The sequence below is a fragment of the Citrobacter sp. Ce104 genome (assembly GCF_030334595.1).
In the GTDB taxonomy this organism is placed as follows: Bacteria; Pseudomonadota; Gammaproteobacteria; order Enterobacterales; family Enterobacteriaceae; genus Citrobacter; species Citrobacter europaeus.
This window is the reverse complement of the sequence record NZ_JAOWDP010000069.1, coordinates 380,924-394,028: the sequence shown is the minus strand read 5'-3', so window position 1 is coordinate 394,028 and position 13,105 is coordinate 380,924. Positions and strand designations below refer to the sequence as shown.

Sequence of the window (13,105 nt, the reverse complement as noted above, 5' to 3'; positions counted from 1 at the left end):
TAGCTTCCCCTTGCGGAGCCAGAGCGGCTCCGCATCAACGTGGCTTATTTACTCATGGTGGAGATATTGAAGACCTGTTCCAGCATCGGATTGAATACAAATCCTTTGACGTCTTTGTTCATCGCCAGCTGATAGTTTTTCTGGAATAGATAGACGTAGGCTGCTTCATCAATCACGATGGTTTGCGCCTGCTGGTAGTCATTGGTTCTGGCAACCTGATCGGTCGTGGCCAGCGCGCTACGCAGGAGTTTATCGACCTCAGCGTTTTCATAGAACGAACGGTTACCCGGCAAGCCTTTCTTGTCTGATTCAAACCAGTAGTTCATAAACATGTACGGGTCGGCGAAGTCCGGGCTCCAGTTGCCAATGGCAATGTCGTAATCGCCTTTACCCACGCGGTCACGCATGGTGGCGTTCGCCAGTTTTTCCAGCTTCACCTTAATGCCCAGTTTGCCAAGGCTTGCCTGGGTCGCGAGCGCGATAGGTTCCCAGTTAGGGTCATTATCAGAGTACAGGAAGCTCAGGCTTTCAGGTTTGGTGGCAACTTTGTCCAGGGCCGCTTTCGCTTTGGCTTCATCGAAGCTGTACTGCATGGCCTTGTCGTCAAAACCCCACATGCCTTCAGGGATCGGGCCACGCATTTGCTTCCCATTGCCGCTCAGGATCCCGTTGACCATGCCTTTATAATCGGTGGCCCACGAGATGGCGCGGCGTAAATCCACCTGATTGAGCGGGGCCTTACTGTTGTTGAGATACAGATAGGTCACGCGCAATGAGGGGTAATCCGCTACGTTCACTTTGCCTTCTTGTTTTAAGGCAGCCAGTTGGTCAACAGGAAGCGCATCGGCAATGTCGATATCGCCACGCGACAATTGCAGGCGGCGGGAGGCGCTTTCACCGATGATTTTTACCGAAACCCGCTTAAACGTCGGTTTAGTGCCGGCATAATGCGGGTTAGGCACCAGCACCAGCTGTTGTCCTTTTTGCCAGCTTTTAAGCATGAATGGCCCGGAACCCGCCGTGTTCTGCGCGAGGAATCCGCGGGCATCGTCTGCGGCATGCTCTTTTAAGATAGCCGGGTTAATAATTGAAGCCCCGTCATTTGCCAGCGTATACAGAAACGGAGCAAACGGCTGGCTCAGGGTAAATTTCACCGTGGTGTTATCGATCGCCTCAACCTTCAGGTCTTTCGGGAACGCTTCTGCGGGACCCTGACCAATTTTGAGCAAACGTTCGAAGGATTGCTTTACCGCATCAGCCGTCACCGGCGTTCCGTCGGCGAATTTGGCATCGTTTTTCAGAGTAAACGTCCACTCTTTCTGGTCGTCCGAGGCTTTCCAGCCACTGGCTAAATCGCCTTCAACTTCCGTGGAACCTTTGCCACCATCGGTTTTGTACTGAACCAACCGCTGATAAGAGGGATAGGTGACCGTCCAGTCGTTGTTATCGATGGTCACGGCGGGATCGAGCGTCTGAGGATCGGCGGCTTTACCAATCACCAGCATGTCTTTAGGCACGGCGGCCTGCGCGGCGGGCAGGGCAAACGCCAACGCAACGGCTATCAGAGCGGGGCGAAAAAACGCGTTTAACGCAGGTGTAGTCTTCATAACCAGGCTCCAGAATTAAAGGGGATGTTGTGTTGTTATGGGTGAAGCAGGGAAACAGGCTATCTGGTCGTCAAGCAGCGGATAACGAGCGGCATCAGGTAATTCAAAATGCCACCACTCGCTGTTGATACCGACAAAACCGCCCCCGAACATAATGGCATTGAGCAGCAGCCGATTGCGCTGCGCAGCCGGAGGAACAGAAGGGTGCCAGGCATGGGAACGGTCGTGCATTTCATCAAAACCGGCCCCCATATCGAGTAGAACGCCACGATCGTCCATTAACGTAACGTCAATGGCCGTTCCGCGACTGTGATTGGATCCTATCGCCACATCAACAACGTACTGGGGATCAGGACAGGCATTCCACAGTACCGCCTGCGCCTGCTGAGGGCGATACGCGTCGTACACCACCAGCGACAATCCCGCCAGTTGCGCAATACTAATGCTTTTAGCCAGCGCGGTTACCGCCTCGGCGTGCAACAGGCAGCGCGCTTCCCGATAGATAGGTGCACCGGTAATGTTGTCGGCAGTGGCGTATTTAAGATCGATATGCAGCGACGGAAATATCACCGACAGATCGACCAGTTCTGGGGTTTCTGACATAGCACGTTTCCTGTTCATTGTTCGAATTGACCAAATTGTTGTTGTAACTGGCGATTGGTTTGCAGGCGTCCTGCGAGGGAGTCACCCAGTTGGGCCACCACCGCAGAGAGTAATAAATTGAACAAACAACTCACCGGCGCCAGTGAGTCCCAGAAATGTCCGGTGTCGGTTTTTACCTGAAGTAAATCAATAGAATAGTCTCTGGCCCATGGACACCACACATCGGTGATTAGCGCCAGCGGAATGCAACGTTCCGTGGCGACGCGGCAATATTGTCGCGAGATAGCGGAATAAGCGCGCATATCGGTGATCACCACGTAAGGCTGGTTGAATCCCGAATTCAGCGACTCCACCCAACTGCCGGAAAGCCCTTCGGAGTAGCTAACTTTAGGTCGCAGGTATTCCAGGTGACTAAAAAAGGCGTTGGCGATCCCACGGGTGGACTGGATCCCGAGAATATACACGGCTTCCGCATGCGCCAGCTGCTGCGCAATGCGTAAAAACGTTTCGCCTTGTGCAAGTTGATAGACGTGGGTAATGGCGTCGATTTCCAGTAACAGCGACTGCTGCGCGCGATCCGGCAGGCTTTGCTGTTGGTGCCAGGAGTCCAGCCGCTCGTTCATTCCCCAGGGCTGATACGGGACAACGGGTAGCTCTCGCAGACTGGCTTTTGCATCTTCCAGATTGCGAAACCCCAGTTTACGCAGATAGCGTCCAACGGTAATACCGCTGGTTCCGGTTGCTTTAGCGATACCATCCGCGGTTTCAAAAGGGATCTGTACAGCATGGGCTAACAGCCACCCGGCCACGCGCTTTTCGCTGGGCGTCAGCTGGCTAAAGGTCTGCTCTATGCGGGTAAATAACTCAGGTTTCGCTGTCATTACCTTCTCGCTGTTAGTTGTCTGTCAGATTACGGTTCACTGTTAGCAAATTAACAATGCAGGACGCGTGCCAGGTCGGTAACAGCGGCACACTGGCTGTTTTTGTTAAAACAAACTCATATTCGTTAACTAATGATCAACATTTGTGCAGCCTAGTTCAGTTTTGGTGCAACGGCAGGGGGAGCGGGGCAGGATTCTGTTGATTTCGTCGGAACGATCACATTGTGGCCACGTTTTACGCCCAAACATCAGAATCAGTAATGTGAAATATAAATTTCAGCTATATCCATGGCGGCAATCTTTATTCTCATGATGGTAGGGGTATTATTTTTGCGAACTACATTAACGGTTTGAAGCGCAAGTGTAGATATTATTTATATTATAAATGGAGTTCTACAATGAATAAATTTTCTCTTTCTACAGCTGGTATTCTGGTCGCAGCGCTGTTAACCAGTGTCAGCGTCAATGCAGCAACTGATAACGCTAAAACTGAAGTGACTCCGAAAGGCATGAGCTGCCAGGAGTTTATTGATTTGAACCCGCAAACTATGGCTCCGGTGGCTTTCTGGGTGCTCAATGAAGACGAAGACTTCAAAGGTGGCGATTACGTAGACTATAACGAAACCGTGACGACTGCTGTTCCCCTGACCGTTGAACTTTGTAAAAAACATCCTCAGAGTGAATTAAGCAAAATAAAAGACGAAATCAAAAAAGAATTATCCAAATAAGATTAAGCTGATATTAAAACCCAGCCAGAGTGCTGGGTTTTGCTATTCGTGACAACGTCACTTATTTGTTTTGTAATACTTAAGAAAACTTTATAAAGATATAAACTCCTGTGCCGATACTGGATAAAAGTTAGCCTTTTGCAGAAGGAGTTTGTATGGCCTGGTATCCTACTCGTATTTCAACGCGTTTAACCATCGGTGGCATTCTGCTGCTTGCAGTCACGAGCCTTGTTATTGTAGTGATTATGCTCTGGCGTGGTCAGCCGCGCGTCGTTGAAATCAACACCGCCCTGATCGAAGAAACAGGGCAAGGTTTAACCCGTCAATTGAGTACCGTATTGTCCAGAATTGAAGGCGAGACCGTCAGCCTGTCACGGCTGGCTGAGGTGCTGCCAAATGATGAATCTCTGTACCAAAACGTCGTTCCACATCTGATTGGTGAAGGTAAAGACTCGATTATCACCGGCGGCGGCATCTGGCCAGAACCTGATGCATTCACCGCTGGTGTAGAGAAAAGAAGCTTTTTCTGGGCGCGTAATGCTGAAGGAAAACTGGTGTATTCCAACGACTACAATGTCGAAGGATCAAGCGGATACCACAATGAAAGCTGGTATCAGCACGCCAAAGGGCAATCACAAAACAACTGCCTATGGTCTGATGTTTACCAGGATGCCAGTTCTGGCGTCAACATGGTGACATGCAGCGTGCCTTATCAACTGGCGGGCAAGTTTGCCGGGGTCGCCACCACCGACATTCGCCTGGATAATGTCGCTACTTTCATGCAGCAGCAGGGCAACAGCACCGGCGGCTACGCGTTTGTGGTAGACAAGCAGGGACAAATTCTCTATTTCCCGCAGGCCGACCTGGCAAAATATAAAACCATTAACGATCTGGCGCAAAGCGCGCAATGGCTTATCCCGGTGGAAAAGGGGCTGAAATCTCTGCGCCCGGCCGATGGGGTGAAGACGATTACGCTTGCAAACGACAACGTTCTGAATACGGCGTCACGGGTAATGCTGTTCCCGATGGCGGATACCGGTTGGGTTGTCGGTCTGGTGACACCTGAGTCGCGTATCGTCGGCCTTGCCAAAGTAATGATGCAGGACGTCCTGGAAGTATTAATCCCGATAATGACGTTGTTGCTGGTGGGATCCTGGCTGGTGGTTCGCCGACTGATTTCACGTCTCGATGATACTCGTCAGGCTCTTGATGACATCGCGCAGGGCGAAGGCGATCTTACCCGTCGTCTGGATGTTCGCGGCAAAGATGAGATCTCTGCTATTGCCGAGGCGTTTAACCTGTTCGTCGATAAAATCTCAGCCATTCTGATCACCGTCAGAAGCAGTAGCACAGTGGTGGCGAATAACGCCGTTAGCCTGGCTGACAGTAATATGGAGCTTTCATCTCGCGTAACGCAGCAGGCTGCTGCTCTGGAAGAGAGTTCGGCGGCTATGGAGCAGTTAAATGCGACCGTTCATCAAAATGCCAGTAACACACAACTGGCGGATGAGCTATCCGACAGTACCGCGCAAACGGCAAACCGTTGCGGCGATGTGATGCAGGGCGTGATCTCTACGATGGATAACGTCAGCGCCTCATCAGGCAGAATGGTGGAAATTGTCGCGGTCATCGACAGCATTGCGTTCCAGACCAATATTCTCGCCCTGAATGCCGCGGTTGAAGCCGCCAGAGCGGGTGATGCTGGCAGAGGGTTTGCCGTCGTGGCCTCAGAAGTGCGCACGCTGGCTCAGCGCAGTGCCACTGCTGCCCAGGAAATTAAAGCGTTGATTGATGAATCCGTTTCTCATGTAGGTAGCGGAAGTCAGCAAATCCACACTGCCGGCGAACGTCTGGGAGAACTGGTGAGCAATGTGCGTCAGGTGCGCCAGTTGATGGGGGAAATACGCGTTGCGGGTGAAGAACAACGTAAGGGCGTTTCCGAAGTTACGCTGGCCGTTACCGAAATGGACAGCACCGTTCAGCAAAACGCCTCATTAATTGATGATGCCGCAGCACGGACGCAGGCGCTGAAAGAGGAGGCGGAACAGTTGGCACTGCTGGTCTCATCCTTCAGATTACCTGAGCCTGGCGTTGCCGGATAACCACACCCTATCCGGGTACAAGCAATGTGCCCGGATAACTCCAGTATAATGGCCCTTAAGCAAGATTTTCCGGTTTAACTCCCTTTTATTGTGCCTTATAAGGCTTTGAATCATTCCCCGCTTAACTCTATAATATTGGGTGTAAAGTCGTTTTTATCCCAATAAGAGCCAATATTATGGATTTAACGCTAAATACTGCAGCCGATATAGTCAAACTACTTTGCGACAGGTTGCGTAAAGAACGACTCGCCCGGCAAATGACGCAGGCTGATGTTGCCGCGCGTTCAGGGGTCGGTGTGAATACCGTTTCGAATCTGGAAGCGGGGAAAAATGTAGGATTTGAGAATCTGGTCAAAGTCGCGATGGTGTTAGGCTATGGCGATGCGCTGGAGGGGTTATTCAAACCCAGGATTGATAGTCTCGATGATATTTTGCGTTACGAAAAGAGCGCGGCACGTCAGCGGATCAAAAGGAAAAACTCTGATGCCTGAGCAAGTTGATGTCTTCTATGAAGGCTGGGGTGAGAAATGGCTGTGGGGCAAACTGATGTCTTCCACAGCCCTGACCGGACGTCCGTTGATCGCCTTTGAATACAGTGAAGAGGCCTTACGTAAGGGGCTGGAACTGTCCCGACTGATGTTACCGCTGAACGGTCCCCGTTTACGCAGGGATTTCCCGGCTCATCAGTTGGGATTACCTGGGCCGGTCTATGATTCGCTACCTGATGGCTGGGGTATGCTGTTGATGGACCGACTATTTAAACGCCGCGGGCTCAACGCAGCACGCATTGGTCCATTGGAGCGCTTAACCTGGGTCGGCAACAACGCGATGGGCGCCATGACATTCCAGCCCGTTCAGTCAGATGTCGAGACGCTGTCAAAAGAGGATGTTCCTCTCGCACAACTGGCCGCGGAGGTTCAGGAAGTCCTGAGCGGGGAAGGCGGGGAATTCTTGCAAAAACTACTCCAGATGGGCGGTTCGCCACAGGGAGCAAGGCCTAAGGCGCTACTTTATCGTGACACTGTCACGTCTAAATTCACCACGGCGCCGCTACCCGGGAGCGAAAGCTGGCTGATTAAATTTCCCGCCAGGCATGAGCATGCTGAGGTATGTGCCATCGAAGCGGTTTATGCTGAATGCTTGCGCCAATGTGGGATCACCACGCCAGACACGGCGTATTTTAATCTGCCCGGCGGACAGTCTGCATTTGCCACTCGCCGTTTCGACCGTGACCAGTCGATACGTATTCCTATGCAGAGCCTGGCGGCACTTACCGGGGCAAATTATCAGATACCCGGCGCTTTAGACTACCGGGATTTTCTGCGCGCTACGCAGATTTGTACCAATGATGTCAGAGAAAAGGCAAAAGCGTTCGAACGCGTGGTTTTCAACGTAGCATTTAACAACCGCGACGATCATCCGAAGAATTTTGCCTATTTAATGTCAGCTGATGGAAACTGGACTCTGGCTCCGGCCTACGACGTCACCTGGTGTGAAGGGCCTGGTGGATATCACCAAATGGACGTACTGGGAGAGGCGCTGGATATCGAAAGAAAGCACCTTCTGTCGCTAGGCGTTCAGGAAGCTGAGTTATCTGCTGATCATGTGAACGGCATAATCGAAAAGGTCTGTCACTCTGCCACAGGATTGAGCGCTGTCGCCAGGGATAAATATCCCGATCAGATAACGCAATCCACGCTGAATACGATACAGAAACAAATTAATGATAATGTCCGCCGGTTAATGTCCCGGTGACGCAGATATAGCCGCTACACTTACCGGAGAATTAAAGCTGAGCGGGGCAATGTTATGGCTGAATTTGTCTTGGGTATGCTGGAACACACACCAGTTTGGGTGTATCTGTTGTTTGTCTTTCTGCTTTACCGGGGGATTAAAGCCAGAACGCCCGCCACCGTCACGCTGGAAAAACTGGCGCTAATCCCCGCTATTTTTCTGTTCTGGGATATCTACGATTTAATCACTTATCGCGATCCGACCCTCATTACCTATATCCAGTGGGTAATAGGTATTATCAGTGGCGCGATAATTGGCTACATGTTGATTAACCCCAGCCGTTTGAGTCGAGGTAGCGCACCGCGGAGTATTCACCGTCCGGCGGACTATTCCGCATTGCCGTTTATGCTGCTGGCATTCAGCGTTAAGTACGTACTTGGCGTACTTAACGCCGTTTCCCCCGACGTTTTACGCCAGCCCGCAATGAGTGCCATGGCTATCATTACTGGCGGCATCTTCGCCGGTGTTTTTGTGGGGAAATTTAGCCGCTACGTGAGCGTCTGGCTCAGGCTTCGCGGTCAGGACAACCATTAGCGCCCCCAACGATTGCGAATGTAGGTCACGGCTTCCTGCGTTTGCGGCTGATTAAGGTAATCTTCGCGAAACAGAATTGTGCCATTAATGTGCGGTTCAGACTCGTTCAGATCGAGCTGTTTTTTCAGCTCCGGTACGCCGCCTTTGACCGTCCAGTCCGGCTCTTTTCGCGACGGTTCGCCGACTTTATACAGCGCCACCCCAATATACAGGCGGGTGTTGGTTGATTTGACGACATCAGCCCACCATTTTGCCAGTACATCGTAGCGCGCCGCGTCGCGGGCAAAAGGCCAGTACAGCTGCGGAGCGATGTAGTCCAGCAGACCTAGTTGCACCCAACGACGGGTGTCAGCATACGATTCATCATACGCTGCCGCGCCGCGCGTGTCGGAACCTGCCGGATCGTGCGAACGGTTGCGCCACACGCCAGCAGGACTGACGCCAAACTCGACTTCAGGTTTGAGTTTCTTGATGGTTCGCGAAACCTGAGCGATCAGACGTTGCGTGTTATCCCGCCGCCAGTCCGCTTTGGAAGCGAATCCCTGGCCGTATCTTCTGAAGGTCTGAGTGTCGTTGAGCGCAGATCCGGGAGACTCGGTATAGAAGTAATCATCAAACTGCACGCCGTCAACCGGGTAATTCTCAACGACTTCAGCCACGATGCTGGTTATCCAGTCACGCACTTCGGGAATACCGGGATCTAACACAAAACGCTCACCCGAGGTGCGGATCCAGTCCCGGTGCAGGACATAAACGCTGGAGGGCGTCTGCGTCAGGGTATTGTTTAGTTCGGTGACCGTCGAAGGCCTGGTGTTCACGGACACGCGGTAGGGGTTAAACCAGGCATGGACTTTCATGCCGCGTTTATGTGCTTCATCGAGCATAAACTGGAGCGGATCGTAACCCGGATCCTGACCAATCCTACCGGTCAGGGTATCTGACCATGGCAAGATTTTAGACTGCCACAACGCGGTGGCATCAGGTTTCACCTGGAAAAAAACGGTGTTAATACCAAGCCGCTTCAGGTTGTCCAGCTTGTCCGTCAGCGCTTTTTGCTGCTGGCTGATGCGAACGGCGGGCGAACTGATGTTGACAGATGAAATCGGCGGCCAGTCAAGACGCGAAACCGTTGCCAGCCAGATACCACGCACCGGCTCCTTGCTTTGCTGTGGTTTACTCACCGGAGGCTGTGGCGTAACTCTGGAGCCGGGCGGTTGCGATGAACAACTGCCCAGTAGCAACATACTGCCTACCAGCAGCGCTAACCATTTCATGTTGGTTAGCGGCAGCCTGGCGCGGGAACGGGCGAGAACATTCGCCAGTTTTTTCTGATAATTTCCTGAAATAAAACCGGATGCTGACATCAGATTTTGCTCTTAATTCTTCTTGTTGCGGCTGTTAGCCCATGGGTCGAAGGCCGGTTCGGGGGTGTTGTTTGAGACCTGGTCATGCAGCGAATCAAGGTACAGCGCTTCGACTTCTGCCCGCGCCCACGGCGTACGGCGCAAAAACTTCAGACTGGATTTAACGCTCGGTTCATTTTTAAAGCAGTTGATATTAATGCGTTGCGCCAGTTCAGCCCAACCATAACGATCAACCAGGGCATTGACCTGCATTTCAAGCGTTACGCCATGTAATGGGTCTTTAGAAATATGAGCATTCATACGAAGTCCAGTTCAGTGGTTCCAGATTTTACGGGAAGAAGGTTACAAGAAAGCAAAGCTGCCAGCAATGGCATAAACCGGCATGGCGCGACAAGACGAGCACCCAACCGGCAATGGATGGATCAATACTCTTTAAAGGCCAGTTCCAGACGGGCAATCAACGGTTTAAACAGGTAACTCATCAGGGTTCGTTCACCGGTCTTGATCGTCACGCTGGCGGGCATTCCCGCTTTAATTTTGTAATCGCCCAGCAAACGCGCGCCCTCTGCTGAAACCTGTACTTCAGCAAGGTAGTAAGGCTGCTGTGTGGCCTCATCAATTAAACGATCCGCCGAGATGGTGAGAACCCGGGCCGGGACCGACGGTAACAGCGCGTGGTTAAGGGCAGGGAATAGCACATCAACGGTTAAACCGGGGACCAGTTTATCAATGGCGTGCACCGGTATTTTGGCATCGATTTGCATCGGTTGCCCGGCGGCAACGATATCCATTAAATGTTCTCCAGGCTGGATGACGCCGCCAACGGTACTGACTTTAACATCCAGCACGATGCCGTTAATCGGCGAGCGGATCTCGGTGTTATCCAGTTCATGACGCGTGGATACCAGTTCATCCTCCAGCATTGCCACCTCTTTTTGGTTTTCGGTCAGTTCAGACTCAACTTCACGTAAATATTGATGACGCACCTGGTAGGCTTTAATTTTTAATTCATTCTGCTGGGATTTCAGTTTGGCAATATTAAGTATATCTTCTGAAATGCTGCTGGATATTTCTGCTGCTTCGCGCTCAAGCACCAGTAACTGCGCTTTGGGGTAATAGTTTTTTTCACTCAGTGCGCGAATAGCACCCAGTTCCCGGTTAATCAGATTGAACTGGCGGTCGCGATAGCCTTTTATTTTATAAAGATTATCCGTTTGTCCCACCAGGCCATCGAGCGTCTCCTGAATCATCGACAGTTCGTCCTGAATGGTCTTGCGGCGCGTATCGAAAAGTTTAGCCTGCAGATTTCTCACTTCCGCCAGCCGTTTATTGCCGGAGAACTGCTGCGTCAACGTCGTATTAAAGCCGATTGTTTCCAGACCATCGCGTTCTGCCAGCAGGCGGTCTTCAATACTTTTAGCAGAAATATACTGGGCGTTTAAGGCGCTGAAACGCATTTCGAGCTGCATTTTATCCAGCCGGACGAGAACCTGGTTTTTCTTCACCAGGTCGCCTTCTTTGATAAAGATATCCGTTACCCGACCGCCACTCAGATGCTGAATGGTTTTACGGTTACTCGATACGGTTACCGTGCCATCGGCGACCACGCCCGCATCTAACGGCGCTTGTACCGCCCAGAGGATAAAGCTGCCGACACCCAGCATAATGACGATCACGCCCCGAATAATCGGCGACCAGATATTGGTATCTACGCCAGCGGAGGCCGCGTTGTGGGGATTCTTTTTCATCATCAGGCCTCACGTTGCTGTTCAGTAGTGGATGGAGAAGGCGTAGCCACCGGTTTCAGTACGTTGGCCTGACGCAAATGGGCAAAAACCTGATCGCGGGTGCCAAACTCCTGTATAGCGCCATCGTTAAGCAGCAAAACTTTATTGACCACGCCGAGCAGCGTGGGTCGGTGCGAGATAATGACGGTGGTTTGCCCCTGCGTACGCAGGGTATTGATGGCTTTAACGAGTGCGAATTCCCCCGCGTCGTCAAGATTGGCATTCGGTTCATCAAGCACGATAAACGCAGGGTTGTTGTAAACGGCGCGAGCCAGCCCGATACGCTGTCGCTGCCCGCCGGAGAGCTGGTACCCACCTGCGCCAAGCGGTGTGTCGTATCCTTGCGGCAAACGCAGAATCATCTCATGTACGCCGGCCAGCAGGGCGGCAGCGACGATAAGCTCACTGTCATTTGTGGTGAAACGGGCAATGTTTTGCGCGATGGTGCCGTCAAACAGTTCAACATCCTGCGGCAGATAGCCAATGGACGGACCCAGCAGTGCTTTATCCCACTGACAAATATCCGCCCCGTCTAATCTGACCTTTCCTGATAACGGCTTCCAGACGCCAACCAAAACCTTGGCCAGCGATGTCTTCCCTGAGGCAGAGGGACCGATAATCCCCAGCACTTCGCCTTGCTCCAACTGGAATGAGATATTACGCAATAGTGGGGAAGACTGACCGGGAGCAGCAGCAAAAACGCCTTCAACGCTGATGTTGCCGTTCGGACGAGGCAGGGTCAGCACCTCTTTCGGTGCCGGATACTCTTTCAGCAGGTCAGAGAGCTGGTGCCAGGCGCTACGAAACTGCACAAACTGCTTCCAACTGCCGATCACCTGTTCTACCGGGTTGAGGACGCGGCCAAGAATAATCGACGCGGCAATCATCAGGCCCGGGGTAATATGGCCGCCGATCACCAGTAAAGCCCCGGCACCCAGCGCAATCGACTGCAGCAACACCCGCACAAAGCGGCTGAGACTGCTTAACCCGGCCGTTTTGTCGGCAATCAGCGTTTGTAACGCCAGCACTTTGTTATGCTGTTCCTGCCAGTTGGACTTCAGGGTTGAGAGCATTCCCATCGCCTCAATGGCATCGGAGTTTTGTAGCTGTTTATTGAGTTTACTGGCATTGTTAATCGTTAAGGCGTGTGCTTGTTGAATAGGGCGCTTGGTAGCGATTTCCGAGACCAGCGTCAGAATGAATAATAACGTTATTCCACCGAGGGAGAGATAGCCCAGCAGAGGATGGACCAGAAAGGCGATGAACAGATATATCGGCGTCCAGGGAATATCCAACAGAGCGAACAGACTATTCCCGGAAAGAAACTGACGGAGCTGATCCAGTTCGGCTAAAGATTGCGCCGGGTTATTATCACCGGTAACCATCTTTCTTTTAAATGCCGCATTAAAGACTAACTGGCTTAGCTTTATATCCAGCCGGTTGCCAAGCCTGACCATGACCTGCGCGCGGGCGGATTCAATCATGGCTATAACGATGTACAAGCCGACAATCAATAAGGTTAGCATTAACAGCGTGGTGGTATTTTTACTCACCAGCACGCGGTCGTATACTTGTAGCATATAAATTGCCGGCGCCAGCATAAGCATATTAATCACACAACTAAAAAACAGCAGCATCAGAAAAGTGGGTTTCGTTCCTTTTAATGCATCATTCAGTTCTGTTGGCGTATGCTGGCGCGACATAG

The 13,105-nt window shown here is 51.9% G+C and carries 12 protein-coding genes; 5 read left to right on the top strand and 7 right to left on the bottom strand.

All coding sequences use genetic code 11. The annotated features are described in order from the left end of the window. Window positions 1–44 precede the first annotated feature (44 nt). Genes OGW16_RS24650 through OGW16_RS24640 form a run of 3 tightly spaced genes read right to left on the bottom strand, consistent with a single transcriptional unit; the run spans window position 45 to window position 3,091 of the window. Window positions 45–1,607: an ABC transporter substrate-binding protein gene (locus OGW16_RS24650; protein ID WP_043016318.1), complete on the bottom strand. Its 1,563-nt coding sequence runs from the start codon at window positions 1,605–1,607 to the stop codon at window positions 45–47. A 15-nt stretch (window positions 1,608–1,622) separates the two neighbouring features. Continuing rightward, a complete protein-coding gene (gene ddpX / locus OGW16_RS24645; RefSeq protein WP_087050545.1) occupies window positions 1,623–2,210 on the bottom strand; it encodes a D-alanyl-D-alanine dipeptidase in 588 nt (195 codons plus the stop codon). A gap of 14 nt (window positions 2,211–2,224) precedes the next feature. Beyond that, window positions 2,225–3,091, bottom strand: a complete 867-nt coding sequence (locus tag OGW16_RS24640) for a MurR/RpiR family transcriptional regulator (RefSeq protein ID WP_075146172.1) — start codon at window positions 3,089–3,091, stop codon at window positions 2,225–2,227. A 398-nt stretch (window positions 3,092–3,489) separates the two neighbouring features. Between OGW16_RS24640 and hdeB the strand changes: the two genes are divergently transcribed. From hdeB to OGW16_RS24615, 5 genes are all read left to right on the top strand, one after another. Beyond that, on the top strand, window positions 3,490–3,819 hold the full coding sequence (gene hdeB / locus OGW16_RS24635) for an acid-activated periplasmic chaperone HdeB (protein ID WP_043016321.1): 330 nt from the start codon (window positions 3,490–3,492) through the stop codon (window positions 3,817–3,819). A gap of 155 nt (window positions 3,820–3,974) precedes the next feature. After that, a complete protein-coding gene (locus tag OGW16_RS24630) occupies window positions 3,975–5,921 on the top strand; it encodes a methyl-accepting chemotaxis protein (RefSeq protein WP_075146171.1) in 1,947 nt (648 codons plus the stop codon). Window positions 5,922–6,097: 176 nt separating this feature from the next. Next, on the top strand, window positions 6,098–6,412 hold the full coding sequence (locus tag OGW16_RS24625; RefSeq protein ID WP_032943458.1) for a helix-turn-helix domain-containing protein: 315 nt from the start codon (window positions 6,098–6,100) through the stop codon (window positions 6,410–6,412). After that, window positions 6,405–7,676, top strand: a complete 1,272-nt coding sequence (locus OGW16_RS24620) for a type II toxin-antitoxin system HipA family toxin (RefSeq protein ID WP_043016323.1) — start codon at window positions 6,405–6,407, stop codon at window positions 7,674–7,676. The genes OGW16_RS24625 and OGW16_RS24620 overlap by 8 nt, the downstream gene beginning before the upstream one ends. Before the next feature lie 54 nt (window positions 7,677–7,730). Then, the gene (locus OGW16_RS24615; protein WP_087053327.1) at window positions 7,731–8,249 is read left to right on the top strand and encodes a DUF6622 family protein; all 519 of its coding nucleotides are present in this window, start codon (window positions 7,731–7,733) and stop codon (window positions 8,247–8,249) included. Here the strand turns inward: OGW16_RS24615 and OGW16_RS24610 are convergent. From OGW16_RS24610 to OGW16_RS24595, 4 genes are all read right to left on the bottom strand, one after another. Next, window positions 8,246–9,613, bottom strand: coding sequence for a glycoside hydrolase family 10-like protein (locus tag OGW16_RS24610; RefSeq protein WP_286519178.1), 1,368 nt, complete (start codon window positions 9,611–9,613; stop codon window positions 8,246–8,248). The genes OGW16_RS24615 and OGW16_RS24610 overlap by 4 nt on opposite strands. A gap of 12 nt (window positions 9,614–9,625) precedes the next feature. Beyond that, window positions 9,626–9,913, bottom strand: coding sequence for a VF530 family protein (locus OGW16_RS24605; protein ID WP_043016326.1), 288 nt, complete (start codon window positions 9,911–9,913; stop codon window positions 9,626–9,628). A gap of 122 nt (window positions 9,914–10,035) precedes the next feature. Beyond that, the gene (locus OGW16_RS24600; RefSeq protein WP_213732866.1) at window positions 10,036–11,364 is read right to left on the bottom strand and encodes an HlyD family type I secretion periplasmic adaptor subunit; all 1,329 of its coding nucleotides are present in this window, start codon (window positions 11,362–11,364) and stop codon (window positions 10,036–10,038) included. Continuing rightward, window positions 11,364–13,103 carry a type I secretion system permease/ATPase gene (locus tag OGW16_RS24595; RefSeq protein WP_043016327.1) on the bottom strand — a complete coding sequence of 580 codons (1,740 nt, stop codon included), beginning with the start codon at window positions 13,101–13,103 and terminating at the stop codon, window positions 11,364–11,366. Before OGW16_RS24595 ends, OGW16_RS24600 begins: the two co-directional genes overlap by 1 nt. Between the last annotated feature and the right edge of the window lie 2 nt (window positions 13,104–13,105).